This window comes from Streptomyces sp. NPDC030165, from assembly GCF_055573595.1.
This window is the reverse complement of record NZ_JBVIBD010000014.1, coordinates 210,811-229,296: the sequence shown is the minus strand read 5'-3', so window position 1 is coordinate 229,296 and position 18,486 is coordinate 210,811. Positions and strand designations below refer to the sequence as shown.

General features: G+C 73.0%; 14 protein-coding genes. 8 read left to right on the top strand and 6 right to left on the bottom strand.

What is annotated here, in order from left to right:
• Positions 1–8: 8 nt before the first annotated feature.
• The 3 genes from ACZ4Z1_RS25905 to panB form a co-directional block, all read right to left on the bottom strand.
• A complete protein-coding gene (locus ACZ4Z1_RS25905; RefSeq protein ID WP_468488996.1) occupies positions 9–851 on the bottom strand; it encodes an ABC transporter permease in 843 nt (280 codons plus the stop codon).
• A complete protein-coding gene (locus ACZ4Z1_RS25900) occupies positions 848–1,894 on the bottom strand; it encodes an ATP-binding cassette domain-containing protein (protein WP_468488995.1) in 1,047 nt (348 codons plus the stop codon). The genes ACZ4Z1_RS25905 and ACZ4Z1_RS25900 overlap by 4 nt, the downstream gene beginning before the upstream one ends.
• Positions 1,895–2,010: 116 nt before the next feature.
• Positions 2,011–2,931, bottom strand: a complete 921-nt coding sequence (gene panB, locus ACZ4Z1_RS25895; protein WP_468488994.1) for a 3-methyl-2-oxobutanoate hydroxymethyltransferase — start codon at positions 2,929–2,931, stop codon at positions 2,011–2,013.
• 192 nt (positions 2,932–3,123) lie between these two features.
• On the opposite strand from panB, the gene ACZ4Z1_RS25890 reads away from it, so the two are divergent.
• From ACZ4Z1_RS25890 to ACZ4Z1_RS25875, 4 genes are all read left to right on the top strand, one after another.
• Complete coding sequence (locus ACZ4Z1_RS25890) at positions 3,124–4,743, top strand: MFS transporter (protein WP_468488993.1); 1,620 nt, start codon at positions 3,124–3,126, stop codon at positions 4,741–4,743.
• A complete protein-coding gene (locus ACZ4Z1_RS25885) occupies positions 4,740–5,438 on the top strand; it encodes a TetR/AcrR family transcriptional regulator (protein ID WP_468488992.1) in 699 nt (232 codons plus the stop codon). Before ACZ4Z1_RS25890 ends, ACZ4Z1_RS25885 begins: the two co-directional genes overlap by 4 nt.
• A gap of 285 nt (positions 5,439–5,723) precedes the next feature.
• Positions 5,724–6,731, top strand: a complete 1,008-nt coding sequence (locus ACZ4Z1_RS25880) for an endonuclease/exonuclease/phosphatase family protein (protein ID WP_468489045.1) — start codon at positions 5,724–5,726, stop codon at positions 6,729–6,731.
• A gap of 286 nt (positions 6,732–7,017) precedes the next feature.
• The gene (locus ACZ4Z1_RS25875; protein ID WP_468488991.1) at positions 7,018–8,238 is read left to right on the top strand and encodes an MFS transporter; all 1,221 of its coding nucleotides are present in this window, start codon (positions 7,018–7,020) and stop codon (positions 8,236–8,238) included.
• Positions 8,239–9,076: 838 nt separating this feature from the next.
• Here the strand turns inward: ACZ4Z1_RS25875 and ACZ4Z1_RS25870 are convergent.
• Together ACZ4Z1_RS25870 and ACZ4Z1_RS25865 are read right to left on the bottom strand one after the other, a co-directional pair.
• Positions 9,077–10,744, bottom strand: a complete 1,668-nt coding sequence (locus tag ACZ4Z1_RS25870; protein ID WP_468488990.1) for a multicopper oxidase family protein — start codon at positions 10,742–10,744, stop codon at positions 9,077–9,079.
• Between the two features lie 97 nt (positions 10,745–10,841).
• Positions 10,842–11,291: a hypothetical protein gene (locus ACZ4Z1_RS25865; RefSeq protein WP_468488989.1), complete on the bottom strand. Its 450-nt coding sequence runs from the start codon at positions 11,289–11,291 to the stop codon at positions 10,842–10,844.
• Between the two features lie 149 nt (positions 11,292–11,440).
• On the opposite strand from ACZ4Z1_RS25865, the gene ACZ4Z1_RS25860 reads away from it, so the two are divergent.
• Both ACZ4Z1_RS25860 and ACZ4Z1_RS25855 read left to right on the top strand, forming a co-directional pair.
• Positions 11,441–12,145, top strand: a complete 705-nt coding sequence (locus ACZ4Z1_RS25860; protein ID WP_468488988.1) for a DUF998 domain-containing protein — start codon at positions 11,441–11,443, stop codon at positions 12,143–12,145.
• 86 nt (positions 12,146–12,231) lie between these two features.
• Positions 12,232–13,095 carry an alpha/beta fold hydrolase gene (locus ACZ4Z1_RS25855; RefSeq protein ID WP_468489044.1) on the top strand — a complete coding sequence of 288 codons (864 nt, stop codon included), beginning with the start codon at positions 12,232–12,234 and terminating at the stop codon, positions 13,093–13,095.
• 60 nt (positions 13,096–13,155) lie between these two features.
• Here ACZ4Z1_RS25855 and ACZ4Z1_RS25850 read toward each other — a convergent pair whose 3' ends face one another.
• A complete protein-coding gene (locus ACZ4Z1_RS25850) occupies positions 13,156–13,773 on the bottom strand; it encodes a mycothiol-dependent nitroreductase Rv2466c family protein (protein WP_468488987.1) in 618 nt (205 codons plus the stop codon).
• Between the two features lie 274 nt (positions 13,774–14,047).
• Between ACZ4Z1_RS25850 and glnA the strand changes: the two genes are divergently transcribed.
• Both glnA and ACZ4Z1_RS25840 read left to right on the top strand, forming a co-directional pair.
• Positions 14,048–15,409 (top strand): type I glutamate--ammonia ligase, encoded by a 1,362-nt coding sequence (glnA, locus tag ACZ4Z1_RS25845; protein ID WP_365846403.1) that lies wholly within the window; start codon positions 14,048–14,050, stop codon positions 15,407–15,409.
• Positions 15,406–18,444, top strand: a complete 3,039-nt coding sequence (locus ACZ4Z1_RS25840) for a bifunctional [glutamine synthetase] adenylyltransferase/[glutamine synthetase]-adenylyl-L-tyrosine phosphorylase (protein ID WP_468488986.1) — start codon at positions 15,406–15,408, stop codon at positions 18,442–18,444. Before glnA ends, ACZ4Z1_RS25840 begins: the two co-directional genes overlap by 4 nt.
• Positions 18,445–18,486: the final 42 nt, after the last annotated feature.

Genomic DNA, 18,486 nt, shown 5'->3' with positions numbered 1-18,486 from the left:
GTGACGCGTCAGGTCTTCTTGCGGAACTTGTTCACGGCCAGCGGCGCGAACACCAGGGTGATGCCGACGGTCCAGGCCAAGGTGATCAGTACCGGCTGGGCGACCGCGCCCTGGCCGTTCATCAGGGCCCGGGCCGCGTCGGCCAGGTTCGACAGCGGGTTGACCTTGGTGAACGCCTCCATCCAGCCCGGCATCGTCGTGGGCGGGGCGAATATGGAGGAGCCGAACTGCAACGGCATCAGCACCATGAAGCCGACGCCCTGCACCGCCTGCGGGGTCTTCATGGTCAGCCCGAGCAGCATGAAGATCCAGGTCAGCGAGGAGCCGAAGAGCAGCGCCAGGGCGACGGCCGCCAGCAGCTCCAGCGGGCCGGTCCGCAGATCGAAGCCGATCAGGAACGCCAGCGACAGCAGGATGACGGTCGAGACCAGCATCCGCCCGGCCTCCACGAGCATCTTCGCCGTCAGCACCGAGGAACGGGCGATCGGCATCGTACGGAAGCGGTCCATCACCCCCTTGTTGAAGTCGTCGTTGACGCCGGAGCCGACCGACATGGCGATGTTCAGACCGCCCATGGCCAGCAGGCCGGGGATGATGTAGTTCACGTACGCGGAGCGGTCGCCGCCCAGGCTGCCGCCCATCGCGCCGCCGAAGACGTACACGAACAGCAGCGTGAAGACGATCGGCATCAACAGGGCGTCGAACATCGACTCCGGGTCGTTCTTGATCTGCATCGCGTTGCGGCGCACCAGGGCGCCCGTGTGACGCAGATGGGCCCGCAGACCGATCCGGCCCTCGTCGGCACCCGGCCGCTGCGGCCTGCCCGGCGCCGCCACCGTCGCGGCACTCATGCCGGAACCTCCTCGTACTGCTTGTCCTGTACGTCCTGCGTCCCGTCCTGCGCGCCGCCGCTGCCGGCCTCCGAGGTCTTCTGGCCGGTGATGGCCAGGAACACCTCGTCCAGGCTGGGCAGATGGGTGTTGATGCCGGAGATCGTGAAGCCCCGCTCGCCGAGCATGCCGACCACCGCGGACAGCTGCTCGTCGCTGACGATCGGCACGTTGACCACGCCGTCCTCAGGGTCGGCGGTGGCGCCCGCGATGCCGTCCAGACCGGCTTGCGCGATGGCGCCGGCCATCCGGTCCAGCTCGGCGGCCTGTGCCGGGCGTATCTGGAGCGTACGGCCGCCGACCTTGGTCTTCAGCTCGTCGACCCCGCCCTCGGCGATCACCCGGCCGCGGTCGATGACCGTCAGCTCATGGGCGAGCTGCTCGGCCTCTTCCATGTACTGGGTGGTGAGCAGGACCGTCGCGCCGTCCCGGACCATGCTGCGGACCTCGTCCCAGACCTCGTTGCGGGTGCGGGGGTCGAGGCCGGTCGTCGGCTCGTCCAGATACAGCACGGCAGGCCGGCCGATCATCGAGGCGGCCAGGTCCAGGCGGCGGCGCATACCGCCGGAGTACTTGGCGGCGGCCCGGCCGGCGGCCTCGGTGAGGGAGAACCGCTCCAGCAGCTCGTCGGCCCGCGCGCGGGCGTCCTTGCGGGAGAGGTCGAGCAGCCGCCCGATCATGTACAGGTTCTCCCGGCCGGAGAGCTTCTCGTCGACCGAGGCGTACTGGCCGGTGAGGCCGATCGTACGGCGCAGGGCGCGCGGCTGGCGCACCACGTCGTAGCCTGCCACGGTCGCCGTGCCGGCGTCCGGCACCAGCAGCGTGGACAGGCAGCGCACCAGCGTCGTCTTCCCCGCGCCGTTCGGCCCGAGGACACCGAGCACGGTGCCTTCCCGCACGTCGAGATCCACCCCGTCCACGGCCTTCACGTCGCCGAAGTGCTTGACCAGCCCCCGCACTTCGACGGCGTTCCCCGTGCCGTTGGATGTCGTCTTTCGCGTCATGCCCCCACGATGACAGCCCCCACTGACAAACGACCGACATCCGACCGACAGTGCAGGTGGGGGCGTGGAGAGGGCTCCGATGGCGGCGCCGGGGAGGCGCCGCCACCGGCAGTGCGTCAGCGGAAGCTGTGCTCCTCGGCCGGGAACGCGCCGCCGACGACCTCCTCGGCGAAGTCCTTGGCCGCAGTCCCCAGGACGTCCCGCAGGTTCGCGTACTTCTTCACGAAGCGGGGCACGTGGCCGCTGGTCAGGCCCGCCATGTCCGTCCAGACCAGGACCTGCGCGTCGCAGCCGGACCCCGCGCCGATACCCACCGTGGGGATGTGCAGCGAGCGCGTGACCTCGGCGGCCAGCTCGGCCGGTACGGCTTCCAGCACGACGGAGAAGGCCCCCGCGTCCTGGACGGCCTTGGCGTCGCGCAGCAGCTGCTGGGCGGCCTCCTCGCCGCGGCCCTGCACCGGGTAGCCCCCGTACGCGTTGACGGACTGCGGGGTCAGGCCGACGTGGGCCATGACGGGGATGCCGGAGGAGACCAGCAGCTCGACCTGGTGGGCGGAGCGCTCGCCGCCCTCCAGCTTGACCGCGCCGACCCCGGCCTCCTTGACCAGGCGGGTGGCGTTGCGCAGGGCCTGGACCGGGCTCTCCTGGAAGGCGCCGAAGGGCAGGTCGGCGACGATCAGGGCGCGCTTGGTGCCGCGGACGACGGCCGCGGACAGGATCGTGATCTCGTCCATCGTGACCGGCACGGTGGACTCGTACCCGAGGTGGCAGTTGCCCATCGAGTCGCCGACCAGCAGCACCGGGATGCCGGCCTCGTCGAAGACGGAGGCGGTCATCGCGTCGTAGGCGGTGAGCATCGGCCACTTCTCGCCGCGCTCCTTGGCGGCGGCGATGTCGCGTACGGTCACCCGCCGCGAGCTCTTTCCTCCGTACAGCGCCTTGCCGGAGCTGCTGTCGGTTGCGGGCTTGGCGGCGGCCCCGCCGGGCGTGGGTGTCCCGTCCGCGGGCGGGTTCTGGGCAGGCGAAAGCTGCGTCATGGTGACGGCTCCTGTTCATCATCTCGAAGCGCCCTGACGGCGTCTCCGGACTCCCTTCCATGCTGGCACGCGCTCCCGGGGGAGCGGAAGGGGCACCGGGAGCAGGGCAGGCCACGCCCCGCGGGGAGGGGGCACTCCGGGCCAGAGCGATACGGAACGGACCCGTATCGGAACCGGCGTACGCTGGCTGCCATGACCAGCTCCCCACCCTCCGGCATATCCGCCGCCCCCCGGCACGTACCCGAGCACATCCACCGCCGCCGCTGGGCGATCCTGTCCGTCCTCATGCTCAGCCTGCTGATCGTGGTGCTGGACAACTCGATCCTCAACGTGGCGATGAAGACGATCGCCACCCCGGCCCCCACCGGCCTCGGCGCCACACAGAGCCAGCTGGAGTGGGCGGTCAACTCCTACACGCTGGTCTTCGCGGGGCTGCTGTTCACCTCCGGGCTGCTCGGCGACCGGCTGGGCCGCAAGAAGGTACTGATCTTCGGGCTGCTGGTGTTCGGCGCCGGCTCGGTGCTGGCCGCCGTCGCCGGGTCGCCCGGCCAGCTCATCGCCTTCCGGGCGGTGATGGGCCTGGGGGGCGCCTTCGTGATGCCCGCCACCCTCGCGGTCCTGATGAACGTCTTCGAGCGGGACGAGCAGCCCAAGGCGATCGGCATCTGGGCGGGCGGCGTGGGCCTGGCCATCGCGATCGGCCCGATCGCCGGCGGTCTGCTGCTGGACCACTTCTGGTGGGGTTCGGTCTTTCTCGTGAACGTTCCGATCGTGCTCGTCGCGCTGGTCGCGATGCTCCTCCTGGTGCCCGACTCCCGGGACCCCCGGCCGGGGAAGCTGGACCCGGTCGGCGTGCTGCTCTCGGTCGTCGGCCTGGTGCTGCTGGTGTACGGGATCATCAAGGGCGGCCAGCTCGCCGACTTCACCGATCCGCAGGTGTTCGGCACGGTCCTGGGCGGCGCGCTCATCCTGGTCGGATTCGTGCTGTACGAGAAGCGGATCGATCACCCGTCGATCGACGTCAACCTCTTCCGCAAGCCGGCGTTCTCCGCCGCCGTCGGAGCCATCGCGCTGGTCTTCTTCGCGCTGATGGGTGTCACGTTCTTCGTCGTCTTCTACGTCCAGAGCGTGCGCGGCTTCACGCCGCTCCAGGCGGGCCTGCTGATCCTGCCGCTGGCCGCCGCCCAGATGATCTTCTCGCCGCGGGCCCGGCACATCGTCGACCGCGTCGGCTCGCGCGCCGTCTGCACGGGCGGGATGCTGCTGGTCGCCGCCAGCATGGCCGGCTTCCTGCTGCTGGGCGCCGATACCCCGATCTGGGTGCTGGAGGTGCTCTTCTTCCTCCAGGGAACCGGTACGGCGCACATCATGCCGCCGGTCACCGTCTCGATCATGCAGGCGCTGCCGCGCGAGAAGGCGGGCTCCGGATCGGCGCTCAACAACACGTTCCGGCAGGTCGGCGGCGTGCTCGGGGTCGCCGTACTGGGCTCGCTGCTGTCCACCGTCTACCGCGACGGCATCGAGGGGACGCTGCGGTCCGTCCCCGGCCTGCCGGACGGCGCCCGGCACGCGGCGGGCGAGTCCATCGAGGCCACGCTCGGCCTCGCCCGGCACCTCGGCCCGGCCGGAAAGGCACTGGCCGACGCGGCGGACACCGCGTTCCTCCACGCCATGCACGTCACCGCGCTCGGCTCGGCCGCCGTCGCGCTGCTCGGCGCCGTGGTGGTCGCGGCCTTCCTGCCGGGCAGGATGGGGGACGGCACGCGCGGTACGGACCGGGCGGAGCAGGACAAGGCGGGAGCACGGTCATGAACGGTACGGCGGGGACGGACGCGGCGGGGACGGAAACAGCGGCGGGAACGGGCACGACGGCCGGTACGGCGGCCGCCCCGGACCCCCGCCGCGGGCGCCCCCGCAGCGCCGCCGCCGACACCGCGATCATCGAGGCCGTCCTGCGCATGATCGAGGACGGCGTCTCCATCGGCGAGCTGTCGATGGAGCGCATCGCCCGTGAGGCGGGCGTCGGCAAGGCCACCGTCTACCGGCGCTGGCCGGGCAAGAGCGCCCTGATGCTGGACGTGATGCGCTCGCTGGACACGGACATCCCGCCGCCGGCCGGGATCTCCGTCCGCGACGACCTCGTGGGCATCATCGAGTTCCTGCGCATCCGCGGCCTGGCCAAGCGCAACTCGGCGCTGCTGCGCACCGTCGTCACGCACGTCAAGGCGCAGCCCGCGCTCTGGCGGGAGTACCACGAGACGGTCGTCCAGGCCCGCCGCGAGGTGCTGCTGACCGTACTGCGCCGCGGCATGGAGCGCGGCGAGGTGCGGACGGACCGGGACATCGACCTGCTCGCCGACCTCTTCGTCGGCCCGGTGCTGTCCCGGGCCCTGCTGCACGAGTGGGCGGACCTGCCGGAGGGGCTGGCCGAGGAGATCGTCGACACGGTGCTGGACGGCGTACGGCCGTCCGCCGGTCCCCCGGCCGCCGTACCGCCGCGAACCTGACCGCCCCGTCCGCCGCCCGCGGACGTCTCACCGTCAACCGGCCGCCGACAGCCCCCCATCGAGCGACAAGCAGCCGCAAAAGGCACATCACCTGACCGCTCCATGACGGGACTATGCCCGTTCTGTCACAGCCGCCGCCGCGGCCCCCGGAGCAGGAACCCCGGGCCGTCAGCGCGCCGTCATCACTTCTAAGAAAGCGCATTACGGGCCATCGCCTAGGGTCGGAGACCACAGGCGGGGCGTACGGAGCAAGGCAGTGAGGACGGCGGCATGGCGCAGGCATACATGACGGAGTCGGGGCAGGGCCACGACCCTGACGGGACTGCCTCCCGAGCGCGGCGCCTGCGTGACTGGTGGCGCCCGGAGGGGATGTGGCGACGGGGCATCGTGCTCGCGGTGCTGGCGGTCCTGCTCGGACTGCTGATGATCCTGCACGCGCACGTCCCGAACACCGTGGGCAACCTCGGCAGCCTGCTGGAGACGTTCCTGCCGTGGCTCGGCATGCTCGGCATCCCGGTGCTGCTGATCGCCGCCGTACTGCGGCGCTCCACGACCGCGGTCGTCGCGCTGCTGCTGCCCGCCGTCGTCTGGGTCAGCCTCTTCGGCGGGCAGGTCACGGACAAGAAGGGCACCGGCGGCAACCTGACCGTCGCCACCCACAACGTCGACGCCGACAATCCCGACCCGGCGGGCACGGCGGAGGACATCGTGAAGTCCGGCGCGGACGTGGTGGCCCTGGAGGAGCTGACCGGCGACGCGCTGCCCAAGTACAAGGAAGGGCTGGCCAAGGCGTACCCGTACCGCACGGTGCAGGGCACGGTCGGGCTGTGGAGCAAGTACCCGCTCTCCGGCGCCGCGCCCGTGAACATCAAGATGGGCTGGACCCGCGCGCTGCGCGCCACCGTCAAGGCGCCCGACGGCCGGGAGGTCGCCTTCTACGTCGCGCACCTGCCGTCGGTACGGGTCAAGCTCAACGCGGGCTTCACCGCCAACCAGCGCGACGACAGCGCGGCCGCCCTCGGTGAGGCCATCTCCAAGGAGAGCGTCAAGCAGGTCATCCTGCTGGGCGACCTCAACGGCACGATGAACGACCGTTCGCTCGCCCCCGTCACCTCGCAGATGCGCTCGGCCCAGGGAGCGGCGGGCGACGGCTTCGGGTTCAGCTGGCCGGCCGGGTTCCCGATGGCGCGGATCGACCAGATCATGATGAAGGGGATCGACCCGGTGTCCTCCTGGTCGCTGCCCCGGACCGGCAGTGATCACCTTCCGCTCGCCGCCTCGGTCAAGATCTGACAAAGCCCGGACGGTCGCCGCACCCCGGCCGAGCAGGCCCTTCCTGCTCTGTGCCGGGGTGTTCCGTTCTGTCCGCCGCTCCTGCGTAACATTCCGTTCTCCCGTCGGAATGAATGGGCTGAGAGACTTTGTTCCGTACAAGAACTTACGGACATCCAGCCGCGTACGCCGTACGGAACCCCGGTGCCCCCAGCGCACCGCACGGACCACCCCGGTGCCCTGTCCCGGCGCACCGCACCACCATCCGTCCCCGGGGGTCGTACGCACCGTTTTCGAAAGGTCTCTCATGCCTCTGGCGCTGCTCGCGCTGGCCGTCTCCGCCTTCGGCATCGGCACCACCGAGTTCGTGATGATGGGCCTGCTGCCCAATGTCGCGGGCGACCTGGGTACGTCCGTGCCCACGGCCGGCTATCTCGTCTCCGCCTACGCCCTCGGCGTCGTCATCGGCGCCCCGTTGCTGACCGCGCTCGGCTCGCGCATCCCGCGCAAGCGGATGCTCCTGCTGCTGATGGCCGTGTTCACCGTCGGCAACCTGGCCTCGGCCCTGGCGCCCAACTTCGGGCTGCTGATCGGGGGCCGGCTGCTCGCCGGACTGCCGCACGGCGCGTTCTTCGGCGTCGGCGCGGTGGTCGCCGCCCGGCTGGTCAAGGAGGGCCGGCAGGCCCGCGCGGTGGCCACCATGTTCCTCGGCCTGACCGTCGCCAACATCGTCGGCGTACCCGCCGCGACCCTGCTCGGCCAGCACCTCGGCTGGCGCGCGACCTTCCTGGTCGTGGCCGCCATCGGCCTGGTCGCGATGGCCTCGCTGGCCCGCCTCGTGCCGCACATGCCGCGCGAGGAGCACGGAGGCGTGGCCCACGAGCTGCGCGCCATGGGCAACCGGCAGGTCGTCCTCGGCCTGGTCACCGCCGTCTTCGGCTTCGCCGGCGTGTTCGCGGTCTACAGCTACCTCGCCTCGATGATGACCGAGGTCTCCGGCTTCGCCGAGGCGTCCGTCCCGCTCGTCCTGGCGCTCTTCGGCGCCGGCATGACGCTGGGCGCGCTGGCCGCGGGCCCGCTGACCGACCGCGCGCTGCGGCCCACGCTGTACGGGGCGCTCGCCGCCCTCGCCGTGACGCTCGTGGTCTTCAACTACGCGGTGCACGTCAAGTGGGCCGCCCTGGTCTGCGTCGTCATCCTGGGCGCGGTCGGCTTCATGACCACCACGCCGCTCCAGATGCTCGTCATGAAGAAGGCCCGGCACGCGCCCACCCTGGCCTCCGCCTCCAACCACTCGGCGTTCAACCTGGCCAACGCGGGCGGCGCCTGGATCGGCGGCGTGGCCATCGCGGCGGGCTGGGGCTGGACCTCACCGGCGCTGGTCGGCGCGGTGCTGGCCGTCGTCGGCCTGGGCATCGCGGTGACCGCTGGACTGCTCGACCGCGACGGTTCCGCCTCCTCGCGCATCGTCGCGAGCAGCGAGGGCGCCGACGAGGTTCCGGCGGAGCTGTCGGACCGGGTGAGCTGACCCCGGCCCGCTGCGTCACAGCTGCATCACACCGAAAGCGGCCCCCGACCACGACCGTGGCCGGGGGCCGCTCACGGTATTGGGGCCGCTCCCGGTACCGGCCGGCAGGCGGGGGCCGGGTGGTGGCGGTCACCCGCGTACGTGTCCGGCGAGGGATGAGGCGCCGGGCCGGGCGTGTGCGGCGGCCCTTTCGCCGTACGCGACCGGACCGGCACCCTCCGGAACCGGGCCGCCGGCGCACGTGAGTACGGAATGAGCGCGAGCTGTGCGCCCGCTGTGTGCAACGGGCCTGTGGCACGGCCGCGCGGCGGCTGTTCCTCGACGGCCGGAAAGCGGCAACAGCGGCTCCCCAGCGTTCCGGACGGGGGCCTTCACCGCTCGCACGTGGGCCTTCACCGGCCCGCACGCCGTACACGATGGACTCGGCCGTGTCGACGGCCACCGTGCACGTCAACGACAACGGGAAGGTCAAGGACTACTCCTTCCTCAAGGCATAGGACTGGTCCGTGAAGCGGGAAGTCCGCTGCCCCGGTGTGCCGCACCGGGGCAGCGGATCTCCTTGGCGCGGCTCGGCGGGACGGGGGGCCTCGCCGGTCCGCGACGGGTCAGCGGTAGGAGACCGGCATGAGGGAATCGCTGGCGTCGCACCACACCTCGTGATGCCGGGTGGTCACGTGTGGGCGCTGATCGCGCCGCCGTCGCTGAGCACGAAGTACACGCCGTTGGCGACGGCGCAGTCGCCAACGCCGCGCCGGCCGGCCCCGACCGTGCCGTGCACCGCGCCGTCCCGGCCGACACGGGGCCGGCCGTACGCCGGCCCCGCTCCCGGCTCACCGGCTCATCGCTGCTTCTGGTACCCGAGGACCGTCATCATCCCGGATTCCGCGTGGTAGACGTTGTGGCAGTGCAGCATCCACAGGCCGGGGTTGTCGGCGTCGAGGTCGACGTCCAGGCGGCGGCCCGGCAGCACGATCGCGGTGTCCTTGCGCGGGCCGCCGTCCGGCAGCGCGAAGGTGTGGCCGTGCAGGTGCATGGGGTGCCACATCGTGGTGTTGTTGCGGAACGACAGCCGTACGCGTTCCCCGGCCCGCACCGGACAGCGCTGTGTCGGCGCGTACTTCTTGCCGTTGACCGCCCAGTCGTACTTCGCCATCGAGCCGGTGAGATCGAACCGGAGGGTGCGGTCCGGCTTGCGGGCCGCCAGGCGTACCGATCCGTCGGCCCTCAGGCGGTCGGCCGTCAGCAGCCGCCCGTCCAGCTCCCCCGGCCGTACGGACGCCTCGGGCGCCGTCCCGCCGCCGGTGCGCAGTAGGGCCAGCGCGGTCCGCTTCTTGCCCTCGGCGAGCGCGGTCAGCGGGAAGACGCCGTCCTTGACCGTGACCACCACGTCGTAGCGTTCGCCCATGCCGAGCAGCAGGGCGTCCGTGGGGGCGTGGGTGACGGGGAAGCCGTCGGTGTGCGTCACCGTCATGGTGTGGCCGCCGAGCGCGACGCGGTACGCGGTGTCGCCGCCCGCGTTGACGAAGCGGATGCGGACCCGGTCGCCGGGCCGTGCGCGGAAGGTCTGCGGGTCCTGCGGCGTACGGCCGTTGACGAGGTGGTACGGGTAGTCCACGTCGCCCGCGTCGCCGCCCAGCAGCTTGCTGGTGGCGCCCATCATCATGCGGGAGGGGCCGGTGGGGGACGGTGCCTTGCGGCCGCCCACGGAGTGCGCTCCGTGGCCTATTCCGCCGGAACCGGAGCGGTCCATACCACCGGAGCCCGAGTGGCCCATACCCCCGTGGTCCATCTCCCCGGACCCGGAGCCGTGGTCCATCCCGCCCATCCCCCTGGACAGTTCGGCCAGCACCGCGTCCGGCGTGCTGCCGTCCACGCCGTCGACCCAGTCGTCCAGGACGACGACCCACTCCTTGTCGTACGCCAGGGGCTCCTTGGGGTCCTCGACGATCAGCGGCGCGTACAGGCCGCGGTCCTGCTGCACGCCGGAGTGCGGGTGGAACCAGTACGTGCCGGGGTGGCTGACGGTGAAGCGGTACGTGAAGGAGCCGCCCGCCTTGACGGGGCGCTGGGTCAGGTCCGGCACGCCGTCCATGTCGTTGCGCAGGGCCAGGCCGTGCCAGTGCAGGGACGTGGCCTCGGGCAGGTGGTTGGCGAGCGCCAGTTCCAGGGTGTCGCCCGCGGTGACCCGTACCTCCTTGCCGGGCAGGTCGTCCCCGTACGCCCAGGTGCTGACCGTACGGCCGCCCAGGTCGAGCCGGGCGGCGGTGGCGGTGAGCGCGACCTTCCGTACGGGCCCTGAGCCGCGCTCGGCCTCGGCGGCGGCCACTTCCGGGCCGTCGGGGGAGACGTAACCGCCCGGCGCCTCGGCCGGGCCGCCGGCGTGGCCCGAGTGGCCCGCGCCCTTCGTGCTGTCCGTGCCGGAGCCCGGCGAGCAGGCGGCGAGCAGGCCGCTGCCGGCGGCTGCGATGCCCGCGCCGAGCACGGCGCGGCGGGTGTGCGTACGCATGGTGGAGAGACACCTCGTGGTGGTGGGAAACGGTTGCGGTGAGCGCGCGTGGGCCGGGCCGTGGACGCGCGCAGGCGTCGGCGGCCGGGCCGCGCGTCTACACGCGCAGGACCGAGAGCCGGGCGAGGTGTTTGTGGCGGGGGACCGGTGGCGGCAGCGGGCGCAGGCCGCGCAGCAGCCGGGCCCGTACGGCGGCCAGGAGGTCGGCGGCCTGCCGGCCCAGCAGCCGTCCTGTACGGACGAGGACGAGGACGCAGAGGGAGAGCACGGCGAGGCAGACCGCGCCGGGGTTCATGGCGTGGTGGTCGTCGGCGGTGGCGGAGCCGTCGGCCGGGGTGAGTGCCGGGGGATCGGCCGGCGCCCGGGCGGAGCCGTGGTGCCGGTCTCCGTGCCCCTGGTGGAGCCCCGGCGCCGGCCCCGAGCCGTGCCCGCCCACCGGGTGCCCCAGCGTGTGCATGCCGACGATGCCGACGAGCAGCGCGGCGAACAGCAGCAGGCGGCCGCACCACGCGGCGGCCTTCCCCTGTCCTCGCGCTCCGTACGGCATGAACGGTCCTCCTGCATCCAGCGGCACCCAGCACCCTACCCCCGCGGGGTATGCCCCTCCCGGGTGCCCCGGCCGCCGGGGCCACCGCAGCACTTTGCTTATCCTTGACCTTGCCCAGCGCCCCCTGGCGTCCGTGTCCGACCACCAGGATGTCCGTGCAGCAGAGCAAGAGCCGCCGTGCCGCCCCCGTACTCCTCCTGCTCGGCGCGGTCACGTACACCGCCTGGGTGCTGGAGGTGGTCCTGTCCACCGGACTCGACCCGGTCCGCACGTACGTCAGCGAACTGGCCGCCGCCGACCAGCCGCTCGGCGGTCTGTTCCGCGCCACGGACCTGCTCGCCGGACTGCTGGTACTGGCCGGCGCGCTCGCCGCGCTCCGCACCCTGCCGCGCCGCCCCTGGGCCACGGCCGGCTGGTCGGCGCTCGCCCTCTTCGGCGCCGCCACCGCCGTCGACTCCCGGCTGCCGCTGAGCTGCGCGCCGACCAGCGACCCGGAGTGCGCGGCCCGCGAGACCGCGGGCCTGGTGCCCGCCACCCACACCGCGCACGCGATCAGCAGCTCGCTGGCCATGGTGGGCGCGCTGGCCGCGCTGGTCCTGCTGACCGTCGCCGCCCGCCGGTACGGCTGGTGGCCGCCGCTCGGCCGCCTCGCGCCGTGGCTGACCGCCGCCGAACTGGCCGCCACCGCCTGGACGCTCAGCTCCATCGCGGCCTTCACCGAAGGCCACGGCACCTGGGCGCTCGGCGTCGGCCAGCGCCTCCAGGTGCTGCTCGTCGCCCTGTACGTGGGGCTGCTCGCGTGGTGTGTCGGGCGAGCGGGCACCACTACGGGGAGGGAAGGGGACACGGCATGAGCGGGGACGGTGGACGCAGGCGGTGGAAGGGCACGAGGGACGGCCCCGGCGGGGCCGCGCACGGGCCGGGCCCCGCCCCCGGCCGCATGCTGCGCGTCGGCGGCGTGGTGCTGCACGTGCTGCGCGAGGGCAGCGGCCCGGTGTGCGTGCTCAGCGGCGGGCTGGGCATGAGCTGGTTCGACTGGGACGCGGTCGCGGCCCGGCTCGTCCCGCACCGTACGGTGGTCCGCTTCGACCGGCCCGGCCTGGGGCTGAGCGCGCCCGCCCAAGAGCCGCCCACCGCGGCGGGCGAGGCCGCCCGGATCGCGCACGTCCTGGACGCGCTCGGCCTGCCCGGACCGTGCACCGTCGTCGGCCACAGCCTGGCTGCCTTCCACGCGGAGGCGTTCGCCCGGCTGTACCCGGACCGCGCCGCGGGCGTCGTGCTCGCCGACGGCAGCGTGGAGGAGGATTCGCGTCCGCTGCTGCCGCGTACCGTCCGTACGGCCTGGGCGGGCGGCCTGGCCTCCGTACTGTCGGCCGCCGGCCTGCCGCGCGCCCTCGGGCCCGCCGCGCGCCGTCTGACCGTCCGCGCCTCGACCGTGCGCGAGCACCCGCGCGACCCGAACGAGGCCGGTGCCTACCGCACCAGCCGGGTGCTGCGCGCCTGCGCCCTGGAGAACGCGACGTACGCCTACCAGGCCGCCGAGGTCGCCGCGCTGCGCCCGGACCACCCGCTGCCCGGCGTGCCGGTGACGGTCCTGGCGGCGTACGAGGGCAGCGAGACGCCGCGCGAACTGCGCTGGCTGGAGCGGCAGCGGGGGCTGGCCACGCAGCTCGGCGGCACCTTCGCCGTCGCCGCCCCGGCCGGGCACCTGGTGATGGCCGACGCGCCGGACGCGGTGGCCACGGCCGTCCTGTCGCTCACCGCCGACCCGGACCTGGAGGGCCCGCAGCAGTACGGGCGCTGAGCCCTGTGCCGTGGCCCCGGCCGGGCGCGGTCACGGGACCGGCGCCGAGCCCCGGGCGGTTCACGGTTTCGCCGTCCGCCGCGCCCGCAGCTCGAAGAACCGCGCCACGGACGCCGCGCCGACGAGCGCGTCCCACAGGCGGTCGGCCTCCGCCCCGGTGGGCGGGGGCGCCACCACCGGGCCGAAGAAGCCGCGTTCGCCGCGGGCCGTGGTCAGGACCGTGACGGGCGAGCCGGCGTCCTCGCCGGAGTACTCCTGCGCCTGCCGGCGGGCGCGGGCCACCGGCCGGTCCAGTGCGGTGTCGTGCAGCACGGGGGTGTACGTCGCGCCGCCCGCCTCCGCCAGGCACCGCTCGGCCAGCTCGGGCGACGGGTCGGCGCCGCCGTCGTGCACCGCGGCGCCGTACGCGGCGTAGACGGCGCCGGTCAGGGTGTCCCGGCCGTCGGCGTGCGCGGCCTCGGCCAGCCGCAGCAGGCAGCGGCTCCCGGCGGCGGCCGGGCGGCGTCCGGCGGGCAGCTCGTCGAGCGGGGCGCCGTCGGTCAGGTCGAAGGCGCGGTACGCGAGCGGGATGCCGCGCCGCCCGGTGGCGTCCACCAGCCACTGCGCGGTGCGCCAGGTCCAGGGGCACACGGGGTCGAAGTGGAACGTCACGGCCGTGACGTCGAAGGGGTCGCTCACAGGGTCTCCTCGGCCGTCGTGCGGGATCGGGCGGTCCGGGCCCGCCACCGGCACGGCCCTCAAGGACGAACCAGAACGATCCGGACTCCCTTCCTCCGGGTACCGCCCGTCGCTCCCGGGCAAACGTGCCGGTGCCGCCGTGCGGCCCGGCGGTTCTGTTCCCGGCCGAGGGTGCGTAATGTGACGGTAACCCCCTCACGTGATACTGGTGTGCCACACCTCGTTGTCCGATGGGGTGCGGACAGGCCGATTGACCTGCAAGGATTGGTGAGCCATGGACAAGCAGCAGGAGTTTGTGCTCCGCACGCTGGAGGAGCGCGACATCCGCTTCGTACGACTGTGGTTCACCGACGTGCTGGGATTCTTGAAGTCCGTGGCCGTGGCGCCCGCCGAACTGGAGCAGGCCTTCGACGAGGGCATCGGCTTCGACGGCTCCGCGATCGAGGGCTTCGCGCGGGTCTACGAGTCCGACATGATCGCCAAGCCGGACCCGGGCACCTTCCAGATCCTGCCCTGGCGCGCCGAGGCCCCCGGCACCGCCCGGATGTTCTGCGACATCCTGATGCCGGACGGCTCCCCGTCCTACGCCGACCCGCGCTACGTCCTCAAGCGCATCCTGGCCAAGACCTCCGACCTCGGCTTCACCTTCTACACCCACCCCGAGATCGAGTTCTTCCTGCTCAAGGACAAGCCGGTGGACGGCACCCGGCCGAGCCCGGCGGACTCCTCCGGCTACTTCGACCACACCCCGCAGAACGTCGGCATGGACTTCCGCCGCCAGGCGATCACCATGCTCGAATCGATGGGCATCTCGGTGGAGTTCAGCCACCACGAGGGTGCCCCGGGCCAGCAGGAGATCGACCTGCGCTACGCCGACGCGCTGTCCACGGCCGACAACATCATGACGTTCCGGCTGGTGATGAAGCAGGTCGCGCTGGAGCAGGGCGTGCAGGCGACGTTCATGCCCAAGCCGTTCTCGGAATACCCGGGTTCGGGCATGCACACCCACCTCTCGCTCTTCGAGGGCGACCGCAACGCCTTCCACGAGTCCGGCGCCGAGTACCAGCTCTCGAAGGTCGGCCGCTCCTTCATCGCCGGCCTGCTGCGGCACGCGGGCGAGATCTCCGCCGTCACCAACCAGTGGGTCAACTCCTACAAGCGCATCTGGGGCGGCGCCAACCGCACCGCGGGCGCCGGCGGCGAAGCCCCCTCGTACATCTGCTGGGGCCACAACAACCGCTCCGCGCTCATCCGCGTGCCCATGTACAAGCCGGGCAAGATGGGCTCCACCCGGGTCGAGGTCCGCTCCATCGACTCCGGCGCCAACCCGTACCTGACGTACGCGGTCCTGCTCGCCGCCGGCCTCAAGGGCATCGAGGAGGGCTACGAGCTCCCGGCCGGCGCCGACGACGACGTGTGGGCGCTGTCGGACTCCGAGCGCCGCGCCATGGGCATCGAGCCGCTGCCGCAGAACCTGGGCGAGGCCATCGAGCTGATGGAGCGCAGCGAACTGGTCGCCGAGACCCTCGGAGAGCACGTCTTCGACTTCTTCCTGCGCAACAAGAAGCAGGAATGGGAGGAATACCGCTCCGAGGTCACCGCCTTCGAACTGCGCAAGATGCTGCCGGTCCTGTGACCGCGCTCCCCGCTCCGCAGGGCCAGGGGCGGCGCAGCAGCGCCTTCTCCCGGCTGCTGCGGTACGGCTTCACCGACCCGTCGGCGGCCGGGCGGCTCCTCGAGGCGCCCGAACTGGCCGCCGTAAGCGACGACTCGGTGCTCCTGGAGGCGCTGGGCGGTACCGCCGACCCGGACCTGGCGCTGACCGCGCTGGTCCGGCTGGCGGAGGCGCAGGACGAGGACGAGCGGCAGAAACTGCTGTCCACGCTGATCACCGCGAAGCCGCTGCGGGACCGGCTGCTGGGCGTGCTCGGCGCGTCCGAGGCGCTCGGCGACCACCTGGTGCGGCATCCGCGCGACTGGCACTCGCTGGTCATGTACGAGGCGGCCGACCTGCACCCGACCACGCCGGAGTTCGAGGCGGCGCTCGCCGAGGGCGTCTGGGGCGAGCCGGGCCGGGACCGGCCGCGCCCGGACGCGCTGCGCGCCGCGTACCGCCGGTGCCTGCTGGGCATCGCGGCGCGCGACGTGTGCGGGACGACCGACGTGGCCGAGACCGCCGCGGAGCTGGCGGACCTGGCGACCGCGACGGTACGTGCCGCGCTGGAGATCGCCGCCGAGGAGCAGCCCACCGACAACGCCGCCTGCCGGCTCGCGGTCATCGCCATGGGCAAGTGCGGCGGCCGGGAGCTGAACTACGTCTCGGACGTGGACGTCATCTTCGTCGCGGAGGCCCGCGACGGCACCGAGGAGGCCAAGGCGCTCCAGGCCGCGACGCGGCTGGCGGGCCGCATGATGCGGGTGTGCTCCGAGGTCACCGCCGAGGGCACGATCTGGCCGGTGGACGCCAACCTGCGCCCCGAGGGCCGCAACGGCCCGCTCGTGCGCACCCTCAACAGCCACCTGGCGTACTACGAACGCTGGGCCAAGACCTGGGAGTTCCAGGCCCTGCTCAAGGCCCGGCCGATGGCGGGCGACGAAGAGCTGGGCAAGGAGTACGTCGCCGCGGTCACCCCGCTGGTCTGGCAGGTCTCCGAGCGCGAGAACTTCGTGACCGACGTACGGCAGATGCGCCGCCGCGTCGTGGAGAACATCCCCGCCGCCCAGGTCGACCGCGAACTGAAGCTGGGCCCAGGCGGGCTGCGCGACGTCGAGTTCGCCGTGCAGCTCCTGCAACTGGTGCACGGCCGCACCGACGCGACGCTGCACAGCCCCACCACCCTCGAAGCCCTCTCGGCGCTGGCGTCCGGCGGCTACGTCGGCCGTGAGGACGCCAAGGCGCTGGACGCCGCGTACTGCTTCCTGCGCACGCTGGAACACCGCATCCAGCTCTACAAACTCCGCCGCACGCATCTGATGCCCGAGGACGAGCCCGACCTGCGGCGTCTCGCCCGCTCCATGGGCCTGCGCACCGAACCGGTGGCGACGCTGCGCAAGGAGTGGAAGTGGCACGCCCGCGAGGTGCGGCGGCTGCACGAGAAGCTGTTCTACCGGCCGCTGCTGGACGCCGTCGCGCACCTGGAGCCCGGCGGCACCCGGCTCTCCGCCAAGGCCGCCGGCCAGCGCCTCGAAGCGCTCGGCTACGCCGACCCGGTCGCCGCGCTGCGCCACCTCGAAGCGCTGGCCTCCGGCGTCACCCGCAAGGCCGCCATCCAGCGCACCCTGCTGCCGGTCCTGCTCGCCTGGTTCGCCGACTCCGCCGACCCCGACGCCGGACTGCTCAACTTCCGCAAAGTCTCCGACGCGCTCGGCAAGACGCCCTGGTACCTGCGGCTGCTGCGCGACGAGGGCGCCGCCGCCGAGAACCTGGCCCGCGTCCTGTCGGCCGGCCGCTTCGCCCCCGACCTGCTGCTGCGCGCCCCCGAAGCGGTCGCGCTGCTCGGCGCCAAGGACGGCTTGCGGCCGCGCGGCCGGGCCGCGCTGGAGCAGGAGGTGCTGGCCGCCGTCGGCCGCGCGGAGGGCGCCGAGCAGGCCGTCGCGGCGGCCCGCGGCGTACGGCGGCGGGAGCTGTTCCGTACGGCCGCCGCCGACCTCATCGGCGCGTACGGCACGGAAGGCCACCCGGCCGAGGCGGACCGCGGCCACGCCGCCGACGTGGTCGGCACCGCCGTCTCCGACCTGACCGCCGCCACCATCGCGGGCGCGCTGCGCGCCGCCGTACGCGACCGGTGGGGCGACACCCTGCCCACCCGTTTCACCGTCATCGGCATGGGCCGCTTCGGCGGCCGCGAGCTGGGCTACGGCTCCGACGCCGACGTGCTGTTCGTGTACGAGCCGCGCGAGGGCGCCGACGAGCAGGAGGCCGCCAAGGCCGCGCACGCCGTCGCCAACGAGATGCGCCGCCTCCTCCAGCTGCCGTCCTCCGACCCGCCGCTGCCCATCGATGCCGATCTGCGCCCGGAGGGCAAGACCGGCCCGCTGGCACGCACACTCTCCTCCTACGCGGCCTACTACCGGCGCTGGTCGCTGGTGTGGGAGTCGCAGGCCCTGCTGCGCGCCGAGCCGGTCGCGGGCGATGCCGGCCTGGGGGAGCGGTTCGTCGAGCTGATCGACCCGCTGCGCTACCCGGTGGAGGGCCTGGGCGACGACGCCGTACGGGAGATCCGCCGGCTCAAGGCCCGCATGGAGACCGAGCGGCTGCCGCGCGGCGCCGACCCGACCACGCACACCAAGCTGGGCCGCGGCGGCCTCAGCGACGTGGAGTGGACCGTGCAGCTGATCCAGATGCAGCACGCCTGGCACGAGCCGGGGCTGCGCACGACCCGGACCCGTACGGCGCTGGCCGCGGCCCGCGACGCCGGGCTGCTGGCCACGGAGGACGCGCAGATCCTCGACGAGGCGTGGTTGCTGGCGTCGCGGGTGCGCAACGCCACGATGCTGGTACGGGGCCGCCCCGGCGACACGTTCCCGTCCGACGCCCGGGAGCTGGCGGCGGTCGGCCGCTACCTCGGCTACGAGGAGGGGCACGTCGGGGAGATGCTGGACGACTACCGGCGGACGACCCGAAGGGCCCGCGCGGTGGTCGAGGAGATCTTCTACGGGGCGGCGGGCTGAGCCGGGCGGCGGACCGGGGGACCGCCCTGCTCACGATGGCTC

Coding starts and splice junctions, on each gene's coding strand:
- ACZ4Z1_RS25905 (WP_468488996.1), bottom strand. CDS start 851: ATGAGTGCCGCGACGGTGGCGGCGCCGGGCAGGCCGCAGCGGCCGGGT.
- ACZ4Z1_RS25900 (WP_468488995.1), bottom strand. CDS start 1,894: ATGACGCGAAAGACGACATCCAACGGCACGGGGAACGCCGTCGAAGTG.
- panB (WP_468488994.1), bottom strand. CDS start 2,931: ATGACGCAGCTTTCGCCTGCCCAGAACCCGCCCGCGGACGGGACACCC.
- ACZ4Z1_RS25890 (WP_468488993.1), top strand. CDS start 3,124: ATGACCAGCTCCCCACCCTCCGGCATATCCGCCGCCCCCCGGCACGTA.
- ACZ4Z1_RS25885 (WP_468488992.1), top strand. CDS start 4,740: ATGAACGGTACGGCGGGGACGGACGCGGCGGGGACGGAAACAGCGGCG.
- ACZ4Z1_RS25880 (WP_468489045.1), top strand. CDS start 5,724: ATGACGGAGTCGGGGCAGGGCCACGACCCTGACGGGACTGCCTCCCGA.
- ACZ4Z1_RS25875 (WP_468488991.1), top strand. CDS start 7,018: ATGCCTCTGGCGCTGCTCGCGCTGGCCGTCTCCGCCTTCGGCATCGGC.
- ACZ4Z1_RS25870 (WP_468488990.1), bottom strand. CDS start 10,744: ATGCGTACGCACACCCGCCGCGCCGTGCTCGGCGCGGGCATCGCAGCC.
- ACZ4Z1_RS25865 (WP_468488989.1), bottom strand. CDS start 11,291: ATGCCGTACGGAGCGCGAGGACAGGGGAAGGCCGCCGCGTGGTGCGGC.
- ACZ4Z1_RS25860 (WP_468488988.1), top strand. CDS start 11,441: ATGTCCGTGCAGCAGAGCAAGAGCCGCCGTGCCGCCCCCGTACTCCTC.
- ACZ4Z1_RS25855 (WP_468489044.1), top strand. CDS start 12,232: ATGCTGCGCGTCGGCGGCGTGGTGCTGCACGTGCTGCGCGAGGGCAGC.
- glnA (WP_365846403.1), top strand. CDS start 14,048: ATGGACAAGCAGCAGGAGTTTGTGCTCCGCACGCTGGAGGAGCGCGAC.